This window comes from Methylibium sp. Pch-M (genome assembly GCF_004136295.1).
GTDB lineage: Bacteria > Pseudomonadota > Gammaproteobacteria > Burkholderiales > Burkholderiaceae_C > Methylibium > Methylibium petroleiphilum.
The window spans coordinates 1,622,147-1,640,280 of record NZ_CP029606.1 but is presented as its reverse complement, the minus strand read 5'-3'; the positions used below and the strand labels follow the sequence as shown (position 1 = coordinate 1,640,280).

The window sequence follows — 18,134 nt, the reverse complement described above, 5'->3', positions numbered from 1 at the left end:
CTCCTCAATGTCCGAGATAGACGTCGATGACCTTGGGGTCGTTCTGCACCTTGTCCATCGAGCCCTCGGCGAGGATCTTTCCCTGGTGCATCACGGTCACCTTGTGGGCGATCTGCTTCACGAAGTCCATGTCGTGCTCGATCACGATCACCGCGCGGTTCTTGCAGATGCGCTGCAGCAGCTCGGCGGTGAGCTCGCGTTCGCGCGCGCTCATGCCGGCGATCGGCTCGTCGAGCATCAGCAGCTCGGGCTCCTGCATCAGCAGCATGCCGATCTCGAGCCACTGCTTCTGGCCGTGGCTCAGCAGGCCGGCCTCGGTCTCCAGCAGCTCGGCGAGGCCGATCTCCTCGGCCACCACCTGCACGCGCGCCTTCACCGTGTCGTCGCACTTGAAGAACAGCGCGCCGGCCACCGAGCGGCCCTTGGGGAAGGACACCTCGAGGTTCTTGAACACCGACAGGTTCTCGTAGATCGACGGCGTCTGGAACTTGCGGCCGATGCCCAGGCGCACCCGCTTGTGCTCGGCCATCCGGGTGAGCTCGGTGTTCTGGAAGCGGATGCTGCCGTGGCTCGCCTTGGTCTTGCCGCAGATCAGGTCGAGCAGCGTGGTCTTGCCGGCGCCGTTGGGGCCGATGATCACGCGCAGCTCGTTCTTGTCGATGTAGAGCGTGAGCTTGTCGATGGCCTTGAAGCCATCGAAGGAGACGGTCAGGTCCTCGACCGCCAGCGCGAAGTCGGTATTGCTCATGACTGCCCCTCGTCCGCCGGGACCGTCGGCCGATCCCCCGCGGGGATGCGGGCCGGCTTGGGAGCGGCCCGGCGCTCGGCCCGCCAAGACGAGATCTTCATTCCGTGTTCCATGGTTTTCTCCTCCAGGATCAGGCGCGCTGGCCGCTCACGCCGCCGGGCAGCTTCGGGTCGCCGGACGGCGGCGTGGCGCGGGCCGGCTTGGGCGGTGCATCGGGGTAGGCGGCGTGCGCGGCGGCCACGCGCTCGCGGGTCGACCGGCGGTCGGCCTGGCGCTTTGCCCACCACGGCTTCACGTGGCTCTCCCACAGGCCGGCCAGGCCCATCGGGAAGGCCAGCGTCACGCCGATGAACAGCGCGGCCATCAGGAACAGCCACAGGTCGGGGAAGCTCTCCGAGAAGAAGGTCTTGCCGGCGTTGACCAGCAGCGTGCCGTAGACCGCGCCGACCAGGCTCATGCGCCCGCCGACCGCCGCGAAGATCACCATCTCGATCGACGGCACGATGCCGACGAAGCTGGGCGACATGAAGCCCACCTGCAGCGAGAACAGCGCGCCGCCGATGCCTGACAGCGCCGCCGCCAGGCAGAAGGTGAAGATCTTGAAGTTGGAGACGTCGTAGCCGGAGAAGCGCACCCGGTCTTCCTTGTCGCGCATCGCCAGCAGCAGGGTGCCGAGCTTGCTGGTCTGGATCCAGCGGCACAGCAGGATGCTGGCCACCAGCAGCGCCACGCAGAGGTAGTAGAGGATGTACTTAGCGCTGTCGGTGCGCGTGTCCCAGCCCAGCACGGTCTTCAGGTCGGTCATGCCGTTGACGCCGCCGGTGTAGCCCTGCTGGCCGATGATCAGCACCGTGAGGATCAGCGCGACCGCCTGCGTGATGATCGCGAAGTACACGCCGCCGACGCGGCGCTTGAACATCGCAAAGCTGATGATCCAGGCCAGCAGCGTGGGCACCGCGATCACCAAAATGAGGCTCAGCGGCAGGCTCTTGAACGGCAGCCACATCAGCGGCAGCTCGGTGATCTGGTTCCAGTCCATGAAGTCGGGGATGCCCGGCGTGGTCTGGATCTTGGTGGTCTCCGGGTCCGAGGCCTCGAGCTTCAGGAACATCGCCATCGCGTAGCCGCCGAGCCCGAAGAACACGCCCTGGCCCAGGCTCAGCACGCCGCCGTAGCCCCACACCATCACCAGGCCGACGGCGACGAAGGCGTAGGTGAGGTACTTGCCGACCAGGTTGAGGCGGAAGATGTCCAGCGTGAGCGGCAGCACGACCGCGAGCAGCAGGATCAGCAGCAGCAGGCTGCCGAGCCCCGATTTCTTAGACCACGCGAGCAGCGATTTCATGGGAAGGGGTCCTCTGCGTCGGAAAACGGTGTCAGCGCCGGACCTTGACGGCGAACAGGCCTTGCGGGCGGAACATCAGGATCAGCACGATCAGCGACAGCGTGAGCACCTTGGCCATCGAGCCGGTCATGAAGAACTCGGAGATCGACTGCGTCTGCGCGATGCCGAAGGCCGAGACCACGGTGCCGAACAGGCTGGCCGCACCGCCGAAGGTGACCACCAGGAAGGCGTCGACGATGTAGAGCGAGCCGGAGGTGGGCCCGGTGGAACCGATGGTGGTGAAGGCCGCACCGGCGACACCGGCGATGCCGCAGCCGATCGCGAAGGTCAGGCGGTCGGTCTTCATCGTGTTGATGCCGATCGCGTTGGCCATCGTGCGGTTGCTGACCGTGGCGCGCACGCGCAGGCCCCAGCGGCTCTTGTAGAGCGCGATCAGCACCAGCGTGGTGACCAGCGCGGTCAGCCCCAGCACGAACAGGCCGTTGATCGGGATGTCCAGCCCCTCGTGCGGCGCCCAGGAGCCGAGCAGCCAGTCGGGCAGCGTGGGGCTCACTTCCTTCGGGCCGATGAAGGTGCGGAAGATCTGCTGCAGCCCCAGGCTCACGCCCCAGGTGGCGAGCAGCGTGTCGAGCGGGCGCTTGTAGAGGTGGCGGATCAGGCCCCACTCGACGCCCCAGCCGACGATGAAGGCGAACACGAAGGCCAGCACGATCGCGACCGGGAAGTAGTAGGGCACCAGCGTCGGCGCGAACTTCTCGGTCAGCGTGGAGCCGAGGAAGATGGTGTAGGCGCCGATCGTCATGAACTCGCCGTGCGCCATGTTGATGACGCCCATCTGGCCGAAGATGATGGCCAGTCCCAGCCCCATCAGCAGCAGCACCGCGAACAGGCTCAAGCCCGCGAAGCCCTGCATCAGGCCGATGTTCATCATGTCGGAGAAGGTCATCGCGGCTTCCTGGTGTGTGCGTCTTCGGCCCCCTCTCCCGCGTGCGGGAGAGGGCGGGGGTGAGGGCTCGGCCTCTTATTGATATCCCTTGGGGAAGGGATCGGGCTTGATCAGCTCGGGCGACTCCGCCACCACCTTGAAGGTCGCGTCCGGCATGCCCTGGCCGATGCGCGCCTTGCTCCACAGGTGGTGGTTGGCGTCGAGCTTCACGTAGCCCTCGGGCGCGGTCTTCAGCTCGATGCCGGGCGAGGCCGCGACCACCTTGTCGACGTCGAAGCTGCCGGCCTTCTCGACCGCCGCCTTCCACAGCCACGGGCCCAGGTAGCCGGCCTGCGTCACGTCGCCGATCACGGCGTCCTTGCCGTACTTGGCCTTGAAGGCCTCGACGAACTTCTTGTTGTTGTCGTTCGTCAGCGACTGGAAGTACTTCATCGACGAGTAGAAGCCGGCGAAGTTCTCGCCGCCGACGCCGGTCATCTCGTCTTCGGTCACCGACAGCGTCAGCAGGAACTGCTTGTCGCCGGTGATGCCGGCGGCCTTGAGCTGCTTGTAGAAGGCCACGTTGGAGCCGCCGACCACCGCCGCGAAGATGCAGTCGGGCTTGGCGACCTTGATCTTGTTGATCAGCGAGTTGAAGTTGGTGTGGCCCAGCGGGTAGTACTCCTCGCCCTTGACCGTGCCCTTCTGGAAGTTCTCGATGTGCTTGCGCGCGATCTTCATCGAGGTGCGCGGCCAGATGTAGTCGCTGCCGACCAGGAAGAAGGTCTTGGCCTTCTTCTCCTTCGCGCCCCAGTCCAGGCCCCAGATGATCTGCTGGGTGGCTTCCTGGCCGGTGTAGATGACGTTCTTGCTCTGCTCCAGGCCTTCGTAGAAGGTCGGGTAGTACAGCAGGCCGTTCTCCTTCTCGAACACCGGCAGCACCGCCTTGCGCGAGGCGCTGGTCCAGCAGCCGAACACGGCGGCGACGCGGTCGTTGACGAGCAGCTTCTTGCTCTTCTCGGCGAAGTTCGGCCAGTCGGAGGCACCGTCCTCGGAGATCACCTTGATCTTGCGGCCGAGGATGCCGCCCATCGCGTTGATCTGGTCGATGGCGAGCTGCTCGGCCTGCACCGAGCCGGTTTCCGAGATGGCCATCGTGCCGGTCTTGGAGTGCAGCTGCCCCACCGTCACCTCGGTGTCGGTGATGGCGAGCTTGGTGGTGTTGACCTTGGCGGTCGGGAACTGCTGGGCCAGCGCCCAGGCCGGCATGCCGGCCAGCGGCAGCGCGCCGAGGCCCTGCAGCAGGCGACGGCGATCGACGGAGAACGGGGCGTCATCACGATCTTGGGACATGGCTAGCGACTCCTGCGGACGGTGGTTGGAAGAGGCGGCATGAAGCGATAGCAGCCGCGACGGAAGCGATGGTGCGGACAAGCGTGCGCAGGCCGAATACGTCAATCGACGTAGCCCGCAAATGCGGCGCAGGGCCCGCAAACGGTGCCCTGGTGCGGCCCGGCGCGGTTCTTGCACCAGCACGGGGAAGAACTGGAAGTGCACCGTGTCGATCGCTACGCAGAAGATCTTTCGCATCCGGCGTGACTACAACGCCTGGGTCGCCGACGAGTCCATGGAGGACTACGCGCTGCGCTTCACGCCGCGCAGCTTCCGCAAGTGGTCGGAGTGGCGTGTCGGCAACGCCGCGTTCGGTGCCACCTCCTTCCTGGCGCTCGAGGCCATCGGCGCCTCGGTGGCGCTGAATTACGGCTTCTCGAACGCGCTGTGGGCCATCCTGGTGGTGTGCGTGGTGACCTTCTTCACCGGCCTGCCGATCAGCTACTACGCCGCCAAGTACGGCGTCGACATGGACCTGCTGACGCGCGGTGCCGGCTTCGGCTACCTCGGCTCCACGCTCACCTCGCTGATCTACGCGAGCTTCACCTTCATCTTCTTCGCACTCGAGGCCGCCATCCTGGCGCTGGCGCTGCAGATGTACTTCGACTGGCCGCTGGCGCTGTGCTACCTGCTGTCGTCGCTGGGCATCGTGCCGCTGGTGATGCACGGCATCACGCTGATCTCGCGGCTGCAGCTGTGGACGCAGCCGGTGTGGATCGTGCTGTTCTTCTGCCCCTACGTGGCGATCCTGCTGAAGAACCCCGAGGCCTTCGCCGACTTCACCGGCCTGGCCGGCCGCAGCTCGGGCAGCAGCGGCTTCGGCTGGCTCATGTTCGGTGCGGCCGCCACGGTGGCGTTCTCGCTGGTGGTGCAGATCGGCGAGCAGGTCGACTACCTGCGCTTCCTGCCGGAGAAGACGAAGAAGAACCGGGTGCGCTGGTGGACCGCGGTGCTGGTGGCCGGGCCGGGCTGGATCGTGCCCGGCGCGATCAAGATGCTGGGCGGCGCCTTCCTCGCCTTCATCGCCCTGCAGCACCAGATCCCGACCGACAAGGCCATCGAGCCGACGCAGATGTACCTGGCCGGCTTCTCCTACGTGTTCGACAACGCATCCTGGGTGCTGCTGGCCACCACGGTGTTCGTCGTCGTGTCGCAGGTCAAGATCAACCTGACCAATGCCTACGCCGGCTCGCTGGCGTGGTCCAACTTCTTCGGCCGGCTCACGCACAGCCACCCGGGCCGCGTGGTCTGGCTGGTGTTCAACGTGCTGATCGCGATGCTGCTGATGACGCTGGGCGTGTTCGAGGCGCTGGAACGCGTCCTCGGCCTCTACAGCAACGTCGCGATCGCCTGGGTCGGCGCGCTGGTGGCCGACCTGGTGATCAACAAGCCGCTGGGCTGGAGCCCGAAGCACATCGAGTTCAAGCGTGCCCACCTCTACGACATCAACCCGGTCGGGCTGGGCGCGATGCTGTTCGCGGCCACGCTGGCGATCGTGGCCTATGCCGGTGTGATGGGGCCGGTGGCCGAGGCCTTTGCGCCCTTCATCGCGCTGTTGACGGCGATGATCGTGTCGCCGCTGCTGGCCTGGCTGACGCGCGGGCGCTACTACGTGGCGCGCGAGAGCCGCAGCGAGTGGGCGCCGGGCCAGATGGTGGCCTGCTCGGTGTGCGACAACCGCTTCGAGTCCGAGGACATGGCGCACTGCCCCGCCTACGAGGCGCCGATCTGCTCGCTGTGCTGCACGCTCGACTCGCGCTGCCACGACCGCTGCAAGAGCGGCTCGCGCGCGGCCGAGCAGGTGGGGGCGGCGCTCGGCGTGGTGCTGCCGGCCTCGCTGGCCTCCCACGTGAACTCGCGCGTCGCGCACTACCTGGTGACGGTGGTGTCGCTGCTGGCGCTGCTGGCGGTGATCTTCGGCGTGGTGTACGACCAGGAGAGCACGCTGCGCGGCGCCCAGGGGGTGGCGCTGCAGGGGCCGTTCCTGAAGGTGTTCGCGCTGCTGGCGCTGGTGGCGGCCGTCGGCGCGTGGTGGATGGTGCTGGGCAGCGAGAGCCGCCACCTCGCGCAGGAGGAGTCCAACCGGCAGAACCAGCTGCTGACGCGCGAGATCGACGCGCACCAGCGCACCGACGCGGCGCTGCAGGCCGCCAAGGAGGTGGCCGAGTCGGCCAACCAGGCGAAGACGCGCTACGTGGCCGGCATGACGCATGAGCTGCGCACGCCGCTCAACAGCATCCTGGGCTATGCGCAGATCCTGCTGAAGGACGGCGTGCTGAGCGCCGCGCCGCGCGAGGCGGTGCACACCATCCGACGCAGTGGCGAGCACCTGATGGGACTCATCGACGGCCTGCTCGACCTGGCCCGCATCGAGGCCGGCCGGTTGCGGCTGGAGCCGGCCGCGCTGCCGCTGCCGGCCTTCCTGGACGAGCTGGTGCGCATGGTGCAGCCGCAGGCGCAGGCCAAGCGCCTGGCCTTCGTCTACACGCACAGCGGTCGCATGCCGGCCTGGGTGCACGCCGACGCCAAGCGGCTGCGGCAGATCCTGATCAACCTGTTGAGCAACGCGGTGCGCTTCACCGACGAAGGCACGGTGACGCTGCACGTCGACTGCCGGCGCGAGGTGGTGCGCTTCGACGTGGTGGACACCGGCATCGGCATCGCGCCGCAGGACCAGCAGCGCATCTTCATGCCCTTCGAGCGCGGCGCGGCGGGGCGCCGGCGCGGCGAGCCGGGCACCGGGCTGGGCCTCACCATCACGGCGCTGCTCACCTCGCTGATGGGCGGCGAGCTCGGACTCGTCAGCGCACCCGGGCGCGGCAGCACCTTCAGCGTGCGGCTCTACCTGCGCGAGGTGAGCGACCCCGGCCCGCGGGCCGAAGCGCCGCGCCAGGTGGGCGGCTACGTGGGCCCGCGGCGCACGCTGCTGGTGGTGGACGACCAGCCGGTGCAGCGCCAGATGCTGGCCGGCATGCTGGCGCCGCTGGGCTTCGTGCTGCGCGAGGCGGCCAGCGGCAGCGAGTGCCTCGACAGCCTGCGCGAGGCGGTGCCCGACGCCATCCTGCTCGACATCACGATGGACTACCTCGACGGCTGGCAGACCGCGCGGCTGGTGCGCGACGCCGGCTACACGCTGCCGATCCTGATCGTCTCGGCCAACATGTTCGAGAACCAGCCCGAGCGCCTGCTGGCCGCGCAATGCCAGGCCTTCATCGGCAAGCCGGTGATCGAGTCGGAGCTGATTGCGACGCTGCAGCGCCATCTCGGCATCGAGTGGATCGCCGCGCACGCGTCGACCCTGCCGCCACTGCCGCCGGAGGCCCCGGCCGACCTGCGCCGCCTGCCGGCCGAGGCGCGCACCGAGCTGCTGCGGCTGGCGCAGATCGGCCACGTGCACGGCCTGCGGCGTCAGCTCGACGCGATCGAGGCCAGCGATGCGCGGCATGCCGCGGCCTGTGCGCGGCTGCGCGCCTGCCTCGCGGCCTTCGATCTCGAGGGTCTGCAGGCCTGTCTGACGGAGGCCGCCGATGGACAGCCGGCCTGAACCGTCGCGGCCCGAGGCCGCGCGTCCGGTCGTGCTGGTGGTCGACGACGCGCCCAGCAGCCTGGGCATGCTGTGCGACACGCTGGAGGACGCCGGCTACACGGTGCTGATCGCGCGCGACGGCGAGGCGGCGCTGCAGCGGCTGCGCCTGGTGGTGCCCGACGTGATCCTGCTCGACGCGATGATGCCGGGAATGTCGGGTTTCGAGACCTGCCGCGCCCTCAAGGCCGACCCGGCCCTGACGCACATCCCGGTGATCTTCATGACCGGGCTGTCGGAGACCGCGCACGTGGTCGAGGGCTTCGCGTGCGGCGGGGTCGACTACGTGGTCAAGCCGATCCGCGCGCCCGAGGTGCTGGCACGGCTGCACACGCACGCCCGCAATGCGCGCATCACGCGGCTCGCGCGCGAGGCGGTCGACGTGGCCGGGCTGGGCGTGCTGCTGGTCGACGCGCACGGCCGCATCGCCTGGCGCTCGCCGCAGGCCGAACGCTGGCTCGCGGCCTGCGGCGCAGACGGCCCCGGCGACGTGATCGCGCCGGCCGAGGCCGGCACCGAGCGCGTGTTCCCGATGACCGGCCCGCTCGCGCCGCAGCGCCTGACGCTGCGCAGCCTGGGGCCGGCCGGCATGGGCGAGACGATGTGGCTGCTGGAAGTGCAGCGCGGCGACGGCAGCGACGGCGCGGCCTCGCCGTCCCGGCTCAGCGCCGCGGCGCTGACGCCGCGCGAGACCGAAGTGCTGTCGTGGCTGGCCAAGGGCAAGACCAACCGCGACATCGGCGACATCCTCGGCGTGAGCCCGCGCACCGTGAACAAGCACCTCGAGCACATCTTCGAGAAGCTCGGCGTCGAGACGCGCGCGGCGGCGGCGGCGCTGGCGAGCACGCAGTGGGTCGGGGACTAGGACCCTCCCGCGGGCCGGGTCGGCTCGCTATACTGCAGCCCATAGCGCCGATTTGATCCGGATTGCGGGCGCTCAACAAATGCAGCTAAAGAGGGGCCCTCGACCGTTCACCACCGTCACCCGGCCTCGCTAGCGCAGCGACGCCGGGTTGTCTTTTTCTTGGGTTGAACATCGGGATGGCTTCGGTCGGCATCGTCACTCCACAGTCCCTGCGCCTGAACGCGCCGCTGCCGTTGCGCAGCGGTGCGGTGCTCGACGACTGCACGCTGGTCTACGAGACCTACGGCACGCTCAATGCGCAGCGCAGCAATGCCGTGCTGGTGTGCCATGCGCTCAACGCCTCCCACCACGTGGCGGGCCGCTACGAGGGCCAGGACAAGAGCGAGGGCTGGTGGGACAACCTGATCGGGCCCGGCAAGCCGCTGGACACCGACCGGTTCTTCGTCATCGGCGTCAACAACCCGGGCTCCTGCTTCGGCTCCACCGGGCCGGCCTCCACCGACCCGAAGACCGGCCAGCCCTACGGCGCGGACTTCCCGGTCGTCACCGTCGAGGACTGGGTCGACGCCCAGGCCCGGCTGCTCGACGCGCTGGGCATCGAGCAACTGGCCGCGGTGATCGGCGGCAGCCTGGGCGGCATGCAGGCGATGAGCTGGACCGTGCGCTACCCGCAGCGTGTGCGGCACGCCGTCGTGGTGGCCTCGGCGCCCAACCTGTCGGCCCAGAACATCGCGTTCAACGAGGTCGCCCGGCGCGCCATCGTCACCGACCCCGACTTCCACGGCGGGCACTTCTACGCCCACGGCGTGGTGCCCAAGCGCGGCCTGCGCGTGGCGCGCATGGTCGGCCACATCACCTACCTCAGCGACGACGTGATGGCGAGCAAGTTCGGCCGCCAGACGCTGAACCCCGAGCTCGCCTACAGCACCCAGGACATCGAGTTCCAGATCGAGAGCTACCTGCGCTACCAGGGCGACAAGTTCAGCGACTACTTCGACGCCAACACCTACCTGCTGATCACCCGCGCGCTCGACTACTTCGACCCGGCGCGCGAGTTCGACGGCGACCTGAGCCGCGCGCTGGCCGGCGCCACGGCGAAGTTCCTGGTGGTCAGCTTCACCACCGACTGGCGCTTCTCGCCCGAGCGCTCGCGCGAGATCGTCAAGGCGCTGGTCGACAACCGGCGCGACGTGAGCTACGCCGAGATCGACGCGCCGCACGGCCACGACGCCTTCCTGATGACCGACGCGCGCTATCACAACGTGCTGCGCGCCTACTTCGCCCGCATCGCCGACGAAGCCGTGGCGCCGGCGGGCGGGATCAAGAGGTTCGCGGTATGAGCGAACGAAAAGACCTGGAGCTGATCGCGCAGCTGGTGCCGCAGGGCTCGCGCGTGCTCGACCTCGGCTGCGGCAACGGCGCGCTGCTGGCGCTGCTGCGCGACACCCGCGGCTGCACCGGCTACGGTGTCGAGCTCGACGACGCCAAGGTGCACGACTGCGTGCAGCGCGGCGTCAACGTGATCCAGCGCAACCTCGACGAGGGGCTGGCCCTCTTCGCCGACCAGGCCTTCGACGTGGTGCTGCAGCTCGACACGCTGCAGAACCTCCGCAACACCGAGGCGATGCTGATCGAGACGGTGCGCGTGGGCCGGCTCGGCATCGTCAGCTTTCCGAACTTCGCGCACTGGCCCAACCGCGTGTCGGTGCTGCGCGGCCGGATGCCGGTGACCAAGGTGCTGCCCTACCAGTGGTACGACACGCCCAACATCCGCGTCGGCACCTTCGCCGACTTCGAGGTGCTGGCCCGCAAGAACGGCCTGCGCGTGCTCGACAGCTTCGGCCTGCAGAACGGCCGTGCCGTGCGGCGCTGGCCCAACCTGATGGCCGGGACGGCACTGTTCAAGTTCGAGCGGGCCTGACCTGGCGCAAGGCGCATCCCCCGGGAATACGAAGACCTTACAGGGGTCGCCAGTGTGGCGCGGATGTTGCATCCGTGTGTGACGCAATGCGCGCGGCGTCGCAGTTTTCGCTTATTGTCGCGACTGTCGGCATGCGTCGACCGAGATGCCCGTGCCGTTCAATGCAACCAGAGACGAGGAGCGTATTCGTGAGCGATGACTTCATTCGGGAAGGGGAGCTGACCGACATCCGCAGCTATCCGGCGTGGGCGCAAGACCTGGTCGAGAGCTGCGCCGAGACGCGCGAACGCGTGGCCTCGCACGAGCTCTTCCATCGCATGCGCGACAACGAGCTCGACGCCAACCAGATCAGCACCTTCCTGGTCGGCGTGTGGCCGGTGATCGAGCAGTTCCCGCAGTACATGGCGCAGAACCTGCTGAAGCTGCAGTACGGCCGGGCCCGCGGTCACGACCTGGCGCGCCGCTACCTGATCCGCAACATCCGCGTCGAGCAGAACCATGCCGACCACTGGGTCGAATGGGCCGTCGCCAGCGGCGTGAGCCGCGACGAGCTGCTGTACGGCGAGGTGCCGACCGAGACGCACGCGCTGTCGCACTGGTGCTGGCACACCTGTGAACGCGACACCCTGGCCGCCGCGATGGCCGCCACCAACTACTCGATCGAGGGCGTGACCGGCGACTGGTCGGCGCTGGTCTGCTCGTCCGACGTGTACGAGCAGAGCTTCCCGCTCGAGGTGCGCGCCAAGGCCATGAAGTGGCTCAAGCTGCATGCCAAGTACGACGACACCCATCCCTGGGAAGCGCTCGAGATCATCTGCTCGATCATGGGCACCGACCCGACGCAGCGCGGCGTGTCGCTGATCCGCTCGCGCGTGCTCAAGAGCTACGAGTACATGCGGCTCACGCTCGACTACTCGCTCAACGCCGAGCAGGTGGCCACCATCCCGGGTCAGCTGCTCTCGCTGGTCTACCCGGAGGAGCGCAAGCGCGCGGCCTGAAGCGTCGGATGACCGGCCTGCGCCCGCCCATGGGCGGGGCTCACGGCCTCGCCAGGGTGCGAACCCGGCGAGGCCGTGGTGTTTTCAGCGGGGGTTGTTGCTGCTGACGGCCACCGGCGCAGCGGCGGCATCGGTCGGGGCGGTCCAGCCGCCGCCCAGCGCGCGGTAGACGCTGACCAGCGCGGTGGCCGTGGCCACCTGGGCCTGCACCAGCTGGTCGCGGCTGGCGAGCACCTCGCGCTCGGCGTCCAACACCACCAGGAAGTCGGTCACGCCGGCGTCGTAGCGCAGCCGGGCCAGCCCGGCGGCCTCCTCGGCGCTGCGCGCGGCGCGGTCCAGGCGCTCGGCACGCTGCGCGTTGCGGGTGAACTGCGTCAGCGCGCCTTCGGTTTCCTCCAGCGCGGTCGCCACCGTCTGCTCGTAGCTCGCGAGGCTGGCCTGGGCTCGCGCCTCGCTGGCGGCGATGCGCGAGCGCACCCGGCCGAAGTCCAGCACGCTCCAGCTCAGGCCCGCGCCCAGCGAGTAGATCGCCGATTCGCTGCGGCCCAGGTCACCGAGCGTGGCCGCATTCAGGCCCAGCAGGCCCGACAGCGAGATGCGCGGATAGAGATCGGCCTTGGCGACGCCGATGTTGGCGGTGGCCGCGGCGAGCTGGCGTTCGGCGGCAATCAGGTCGGGACGGCGCGCCAGCCAGGCCTCGGGGGTGCCCAGCGGCAGCGCCGAGAGGTCGGTCACCGGCAACCCGGGCAGCGCCGCCGGCGGCGCGAGCGTGGTCGCCAGCGCGCGCGGCGGCTGCGCGCTCAGCGTGGCCAGGCGGTAGATCGTGCGGTCGATTGCGGCCTGCAGCGCGGGCCGCGTGGCCTCGGTGTTCTCGACCAGCGTGCGCGCCCGCGCGATGTCGAGCTGGGTGCCGCGGCCGGCGTCGAGCCGGGCCTCGGTGATGCGCAGCGACTCGCGCTGGTTGACCAGCGAGGTGTCGGCGACCTGCAGCCGCTGCTGCAGGCCGCGCAGCTCCAGGTAGTTGCGCGCCACCTCGGCGGCCACCGCGGTGTGGGCCGCGTGCAGGCCGGCCTCGCTGGCGGCGACCAGCGCCGCGGCCGACTCGCTGGCGCGTCGGTTGCGGCCGAAGAAGTCGAGCTCCCAGTTCGCCACGAAGCCGGCGTCGTAGACCGTGCCGGTGCGGTCGCTGCGCGACAGGCCCGGCGCCTGCGTGATCGGCGTGACGCCGCGCGTCGCGCCGGCGCTGACGCCGACGTCGGGCAGCAGCGCGGCCTGGGCCAGCCCGAGATCGGCGCGTGCCTCCTGCAGGCGCGCCTGCGCGATGCGCACGTCGCCGTTGGCAGCCAGCGCGCGGTCGACCAGCGTGCTCAGCGCCTCGTCGCCGAAGCCGCGCCAGAAGCTGGCGATGTCGGCCGACACCGGTTGGGTGTTGCTGGCCGACGCGCCGGCATTGATGAACTCGGCGTCCACCGTGCGGGCGGGCCGCTCGTAGTCCGGACCGACCGCGCAGCCGGTGGCGATCAGGGCGGCCGCGGCCAGCACGCCGAGACGGCAGGGCAGCCGGAGGAAAGGGGCGTCACGCATGGTCGTCTCCCGTCGGGGCGCGCGGCTTCAGCGGCGCGGCATGGGCGGTGGGCAGGTGCTTCTTGGGGGCGAGCTTGCGCAGCAGCACGTAGAACACCGGCGTCAGGAACAGGCCGAACACGGTGACGCCGAGCATGCCGCTCGCCACCGCGATGCCCATCGCCTGGCGCATCTCGGCGCCGGCGCCGCTGGACAGCACCAGCGGGATCACCCCGGCGATGAAGGCGATCGACGTCATCAGGATCGGGCGCAGCCGCAGGCGGCAGGCCTCGACCACCGCCTTGACGGTGCTGCGGCCATGGTCCTCCAGCTCGCGGGCAAACTCGACGATCAGGATGGCGTTCTTGCACGCCAGCCCCACCAGCACCACGAAGGCGATCTGCGTGAAGATGTTGTTGTCGGCCGGCTGCCCCAGGAAGCCGCTGAGCCACACGCCGGTGATCGCGCTCAGGATGCACATCGGCACGATCAGGATGATCGCCAGCGGCAGCGTGGTGCTCTCGTAGGTGGCTGCCAGCACCAGGAACACCAGCAGCACGCACAGCGGGAAGATGTAGATCATCGTGTTGCCGGCGGTCTTCTCCTGGTAGACCAGCTCGGTCCACTCGTAGCTGATGCCGCGCGGCAGCGTCTCCTTCAGGATCTTCTCCATCTCGGCCTGCGCCTCGCCGGAGCTGAAGCCGGGCTTGGCGGCGCCGTTGAAGTCGGCGGTGTAGAAGCCGTTGTAGCGGCCCACCGAACCCGGCCCGAAGGTGGGTTCGATGCGCATCATGGCCGACAGCGGCACCATCTCGCCGGCGGCGTTGCGGACCTTCAGCGCGCCGATGTCCTCGGCCTTGGCGCGGTGGCCGGAATCGGCCTGCACGATCACCTGGTAGGTCTTGCCGAAGCGGTTGAAGTCGTTGACGTAGAGCGAACCCAGGTAGGTCTGCATCGTCTCGTAGATGTCGCTGAGGTTGACCCCCATCTGCTTGGCCTTGGTGCGGTCGACGTTGGCGAACAGCTGCGGCACGTTGATCTGGTAGTTCGAGAACGCCTGCGTGATCGTGCTGTTGGGGTTGCCGTAGATGCGGCCCATCAGCTGCTGCACAACACCGTTGAGCGCACCCTCGCCCAGCGAGTCGCGGTCCTGCAACTGCAGCTTGAAGCCACCGGCATTGCCCAGGCCGCTCACTGGCGGCGGCGACAGCACGAACATGAAGGCGTCCTGGATCGCGCCCAGCCGCTGGTTGACCTGCCCGACGATCGCGTCGGCGCTCTGCTCCGGCGCCGTGCGGTTCTCGAACTCGTCGAGGCTCAGGAACACGATGCCCGAGTTGGGCGCCGCGGTGAAGCCGTTGATCGACAGGCCCGGAAAGGCGACCGAACTCTTCACGCCCGGGACCGACAGCGCGATCTCGCTGAGCTGGCGGATGACCTTGGTGGTGCGTTCGAGGCTCGCGCCGTCGGGCAACTGCGCGATGCCGATCAGGTACTGTTTGTCCTGCTGCGGCACGAAGCCCGGCGGGACCAGCTTGAACAGCAGCAGGGTGGCGCCCAGCAGCACCGCGTAGATCACCAGCGCGATCGACTTGCGCTTGACGACGGTGCCGGTGACGCCGCGGCTGTAGCGGTCGGCATTGCGCGTGAAGAAGCGGTTGAACCAGCCGAAGAAGCGGCCGAACACCTTGTCCATCCCGCGCGTCAGCCAGTCCTTCTTCGCGTGGTGCGGTTTCAGCAGGATGGCGCTGAGCGCCGGCGACAGGGTCAGCGAATTGAAGGCCGAGATCACCGTGGAGATCGCGATGGTCACCGCGAACTGCTTGTAGAACTGCCCGGACAGCCCGGACACGAAGGCCAGCGGCACGAACACCGCGCACAGCACCAGCCCGATCGCGATGATCGGGCCCGACACCTCCTGCATCGCCTTCACGCTCGCGTCGCGCGGGCTCAGGCCGGCCTCGATGTTGCGCTCCACGTTCTCCACCACCACGATCGCGTCGTCGACCACGATGCCGATCGCCAGCACCAGGCCGAACAGCGTGAGGGTGTTGATCGAAAAGCCCAACGCCAGCAGCACGGCGAAGGTGCCGACGATGGACACCGGCACCGCCAGCAGCGGGATGATGGAGGCGCGCCAGGTCTGCAGGAACACGATCACCACCAGCACCACCAGCGCGATCGCCTCGACCAGCGTGTGGATCACCTTCTCGATCGAGGTGGCGACGAAGCGCGTGGGGTCGTAGACGATGGCGTAGTCGACGCCGGGCGGGAAGTCGGCCTTCAGCCGCTCCATCGTGGCGCGCACGTCGTTCGACAGCTGCAGCGCATTGGAGTTGGGCGCCTGGAAGATGCCGATCGCGGCCGCTTCCTTGTTGTTCAGCAGCGAGCCGAGCGAGTAGGTGTTGGGGCCGAGCTCGACGCGACCGAGGTCGCGCACGCGGATCACCGAACCATCGGCGGTGTCGGCGCGCACGATGATGTCGCCGAACTCCTGCTCGCTGCTGAGCCGTCCCTGGGTGTTGATCGCGAGCTGGAACTCGGTGTTGTTCGGTGACGGCGGCGCGCCCACCACACCGGCGGCGACCTGCGCGTTCTGCTCGCGGATCGCGCCTACCACGTCGGCCGAGGTCAGGCCGCGGGCCGACAGCTTCTGCGGGTCGAGCCAGATGCGCATCGCGTAGTCGCCCGAGCCGAAGGTCTGCACCGAGCCCATGCCCTGGATGCGCAGCAGCGGGTCGCGCACGTTCAGCGTGGCGTAGTTGCGCAGGTAGAGCGCGTCGTACTTGTTGTCCGGCGAGACCATGTGCACCACCATGGTCAGGTTCGGCGAGCTCTTCTCGGTGGTCACGCCGATCTGCCGCACCACCTCGGGCAGGCGCGGCAGCGCGCGGTTCACGCGGTTCTGCACCGCGGTCTCGGCCACCTCGGGGTTGGTGCCGATCTTGAAGCTGATCGTCAGCGTCAGGGCGCCGTCGGCCGAGGCCTGGCTGCCCATGTAGAGCATGTTCTCGATGCCGTTGATCTGCTCTTCGAGCGGCGTGGCCACCGTCTCGGCGATCACGCGCGGGTTGGCGCCGGGGAACTGCGCGCGCACCACCACCTGCGGCGGCGCGACCTCGGGGTACTCGGAGATCGGCAGCTTGAAGATCGCGATCGCGCCGACCAGCGTGATGAAGACCGACAGCACGGCCGCGAAGATCGGCCGGTCGATGAAGAAGCGGGACAGGTTCATGGAAGCCGCTCCCGGATCAGGCGGTGCGCGCAGCCGCGGCCGGCGCGCTCAGCGCGGCCTTCTTCTCGTCCTTCTTGCCGCCGGCGCCCGGCGGCGGCGCGACCGGCTTCTCGACCGGCATGCCGCGGGCGTCGACATCGAGCTTCTCCGGCGCCAGCGGCGCGCCCGGGCGCACCCGCTGCAGGCCGCTGACCACCACCAGCTCGCCCGGCTTCAGGCCGCTGGTGACCACGCGCATGCCGTCGATCAGCGCGCCGAGCTTGACCTCTCGGAACTCGGCGACGTTGTTGGCGCCGACCACGAACACGAACTTCTTGCTCTGGTCGGTGCCGATCGCACGCTCGGGCGTCAGCACCGCGTCGTAGGAGGTGCTGCCCGCCACCTGCAGCCGGGCGAACAGGCCCGGCGTGAACTGGCCGTCGGCGTTGTCGAACACCGCGCGGATGCGGATCGCGCCGGTCTGGGTGTTGAGGCGGTTGTCGATGAAGTCGACCTTGCCGGTGTGCGGGAAGCCGCTCTCGTTGGCCAGGCCCATCTTCACGTTCAGCTGGGCGTCGTTGGCCTTGCGCAGGCGCAGGAAGGTCTGCTCGCTGCCATCGAAGTAGGCGTAGACCTTGTGCGTGGCCACCAGCGTGGTCAGCACCGTCTTGTCGTCGACCAGGTTGCCGGCGGTGATGTTGGCGCGCGACAGGCGCCCGGCGATCGGCGCGCGCACCGCGGTGTACTCGACGTTGAGGCGCGCCACGCGCAGGGCCGCCTCGGCGGCGCGGATGTCGGCCTGCGAGGTGCGCTCGCCGGAGCCGAGCTGGTCGAACTCCTGGCGCGACACGGCCTTGGCGTCCAGCAGCTTCTGCGCGCGGGCCAGTTCGGCCTTGGCCAGCTCGGCGCGCGACTGCGCGGCGGCGAGCTGAGATTCGGCGCGCGCCACCTCGGCCTGGTAGGGCCGGGGATCGATAGTGAACAGCAGCGCACCCTTCTTGACGGTGGCGCCGTCGACGAAGTGCACGCGATCGATCGTGCCGCCGATGCGCGGCCGGATGTCGACGGTCTCCAGCGCCTCGAGGCGGCCGGTGAACTCCTCGCTGTCGGCGATCGGCTTCTGCACCGCCGGGGCCACCGAGACCGGCGGGGCCGGCGGCGGGCCGCCCTGCGCCTCGGCGCGCTCGCCGCAGGCCGTCAGCACGCCGGCGGCCAGCGACACGGCGATCAGCAGCGCGGCGGCATGTCGGAACGGAACAGGGAAGGCAACGGAGTCACGCATGAGAGCACCTAGGAGAAAGAGGTGGTGAGGCATCGAGGCCTCCGCGACAGCCGTGCGAAGTCCTCCCTGAGGGGCGCACACGTTCGGAGATCGTCCGCCACTCCACGTGTGTCTTTTGTGCAGGAGGGGATGTTACTGACCCAACGGTCATCAAGTGATGACCGTGAAATGCCCCCGAAGCCCGCAAGCCTATTGCAGGGCGGCTTGCAAGTCTTCGGCCAGCTCTTTACGCGGGCAGGATGCCCTGGGTGGGGGCTGCCTATACTGGTCCGTCGCTCCACCTCGCGCGTCCAGCGCC

The 18,134-nt window shown here is 68.9% G+C and carries 12 protein-coding genes; 5 read left to right on the top strand and 7 right to left on the bottom strand.

Annotation, left to right across the window (positions count from 1 at the left end):
- Nucleotides 1–4: 4 nt before the first annotated feature.
- The 4 genes from urtD to urtA form a co-directional block, all read right to left on the bottom strand.
- Nucleotides 5–748, bottom strand: a complete 744-nt coding sequence (gene urtD, locus C1M51_RS07850) for an urea ABC transporter ATP-binding protein UrtD (protein ID WP_011831163.1) — start codon at nucleotides 746–748, stop codon at nucleotides 5–7.
- Nucleotides 749–878: 130 nt separating this feature from the next.
- A complete protein-coding gene (gene urtC, locus C1M51_RS07845; protein ID WP_129448951.1) occupies nucleotides 879–2,093 on the bottom strand; it encodes an urea ABC transporter permease subunit UrtC in 1,215 nt (404 codons plus the stop codon).
- Nucleotides 2,094–2,124: 31 nt separating this feature from the next.
- Complete coding sequence (gene urtB / locus C1M51_RS07840) at nucleotides 2,125–3,039, bottom strand: urea ABC transporter permease subunit UrtB (protein WP_129448950.1); 915 nt, start codon at nucleotides 3,037–3,039, stop codon at nucleotides 2,125–2,127.
- Between the two features lie 75 nt (nucleotides 3,040–3,114).
- Complete coding sequence (gene urtA, locus C1M51_RS07835) at nucleotides 3,115–4,371, bottom strand: urea ABC transporter substrate-binding protein (protein ID WP_129448949.1); 1,257 nt, start codon at nucleotides 4,369–4,371, stop codon at nucleotides 3,115–3,117.
- A 205-nt stretch (nucleotides 4,372–4,576) separates the two neighbouring features.
- On the opposite strand from urtA, the gene C1M51_RS07830 reads away from it, so the two are divergent.
- The 5 genes from C1M51_RS07830 to C1M51_RS07810 all read left to right on the top strand — a co-directional run bounded on the left by C1M51_RS07830 (nucleotide 4,577) and on the right by C1M51_RS07810 (nucleotide 11,777).
- Entirely contained in the window at nucleotides 4,577–7,954 is a 3,378-nt protein-coding gene (locus tag C1M51_RS07830) for an ATP-binding protein (RefSeq protein ID WP_129448948.1), read from the top strand.
- Nucleotides 7,938–8,858: a response regulator transcription factor gene (locus C1M51_RS07825; RefSeq protein WP_129448947.1), complete on the top strand. Its 921-nt coding sequence runs from the start codon at nucleotides 7,938–7,940 to the stop codon at nucleotides 8,856–8,858. Before C1M51_RS07830 ends, C1M51_RS07825 begins: the two co-directional genes overlap by 17 nt.
- A 176-nt stretch (nucleotides 8,859–9,034) precedes the next feature.
- Nucleotides 9,035–10,198 (top strand): homoserine O-acetyltransferase, encoded by a 1,164-nt coding sequence (locus tag C1M51_RS07820; protein WP_129448946.1) that lies wholly within the window; start codon nucleotides 9,035–9,037, stop codon nucleotides 10,196–10,198.
- A complete protein-coding gene (metW, locus tag C1M51_RS07815; RefSeq protein ID WP_129448945.1) occupies nucleotides 10,195–10,779 on the top strand; it encodes a methionine biosynthesis protein MetW in 585 nt (194 codons plus the stop codon). The genes C1M51_RS07820 and metW overlap by 4 nt, the downstream gene beginning before the upstream one ends.
- A 188-nt stretch (nucleotides 10,780–10,967) precedes the next feature.
- Nucleotides 10,968–11,777, top strand: coding sequence for a TenA family transcriptional regulator (locus tag C1M51_RS07810; RefSeq protein WP_036234030.1), 810 nt, complete (start codon nucleotides 10,968–10,970; stop codon nucleotides 11,775–11,777).
- An 84-nt stretch (nucleotides 11,778–11,861) separates the two neighbouring features.
- Here the strand turns inward: C1M51_RS07810 and C1M51_RS07805 are convergent, their stop codons facing one another.
- Genes C1M51_RS07805 through C1M51_RS07795 form a run of 3 tightly spaced genes read right to left on the bottom strand, consistent with a single transcriptional unit; the run spans nucleotide 11,862 to nucleotide 17,836 of the window.
- Nucleotides 11,862–13,361 (bottom strand): efflux transporter outer membrane subunit, encoded by a 1,500-nt coding sequence (locus tag C1M51_RS07805; protein WP_129448944.1) that lies wholly within the window; start codon nucleotides 13,359–13,361, stop codon nucleotides 11,862–11,864.
- A complete protein-coding gene (locus tag C1M51_RS07800) occupies nucleotides 13,354–16,575 on the bottom strand; it encodes an efflux RND transporter permease subunit (protein WP_129448943.1) in 3,222 nt (1,073 codons plus the stop codon). The genes C1M51_RS07805 and C1M51_RS07800 overlap by 8 nt, the downstream gene beginning before the upstream one ends.
- Nucleotides 16,576–16,591: 16 nt before the next feature.
- Nucleotides 16,592–17,836 carry an efflux RND transporter periplasmic adaptor subunit gene (locus C1M51_RS07795; protein WP_129448942.1) on the bottom strand — a complete coding sequence of 415 codons (1,245 nt, stop codon included), beginning with the start codon at nucleotides 17,834–17,836 and terminating at the stop codon, nucleotides 16,592–16,594.
- Nucleotides 17,837–18,134 lie beyond the last annotated feature (298 nt).

Bases quoted from the DNA above. Each gene is read 5' to 3' on its own strand.
- urtD (WP_011831163.1), bottom strand. From the start codon at position 748: ATGAGCAATACCGACTTCGCGCTGGCGGTCGAGGACCTGACCGTCTCC.
- urtC (WP_129448951.1), bottom strand. From the start codon at position 2,093: ATGAAATCGCTGCTCGCGTGGTCTAAGAAATCGGGGCTCGGCAGCCTG.
- urtB (WP_129448950.1), bottom strand. From the start codon at position 3,039: ATGACCTTCTCCGACATGATGAACATCGGCCTGATGCAGGGCTTCGCG.
- urtA (WP_129448949.1), bottom strand. From the start codon at position 4,371: ATGTCCCAAGATCGTGATGACGCCCCGTTCTCCGTCGATCGCCGTCGC.
- C1M51_RS07825 (WP_129448947.1), top strand. From the start codon at position 7,938: ATGGACAGCCGGCCTGAACCGTCGCGGCCCGAGGCCGCGCGTCCGGTC.
- C1M51_RS07820 (WP_129448946.1), top strand. From the start codon at position 9,035: ATGGCTTCGGTCGGCATCGTCACTCCACAGTCCCTGCGCCTGAACGCG.
- metW (WP_129448945.1), top strand. From the start codon at position 10,195: ATGAGCGAACGAAAAGACCTGGAGCTGATCGCGCAGCTGGTGCCGCAG.
- C1M51_RS07805 (WP_129448944.1), bottom strand. From the start codon at position 13,361: ATGCGTGACGCCCCTTTCCTCCGGCTGCCCTGCCGTCTCGGCGTGCTG.
- C1M51_RS07800 (WP_129448943.1), bottom strand. From the start codon at position 16,575: ATGAACCTGTCCCGCTTCTTCATCGACCGGCCGATCTTCGCGGCCGTG.
- C1M51_RS07795 (WP_129448942.1), bottom strand. From the start codon at position 17,836: ATGCGTGACTCCGTTGCCTTCCCTGTTCCGTTCCGACATGCCGCCGCG.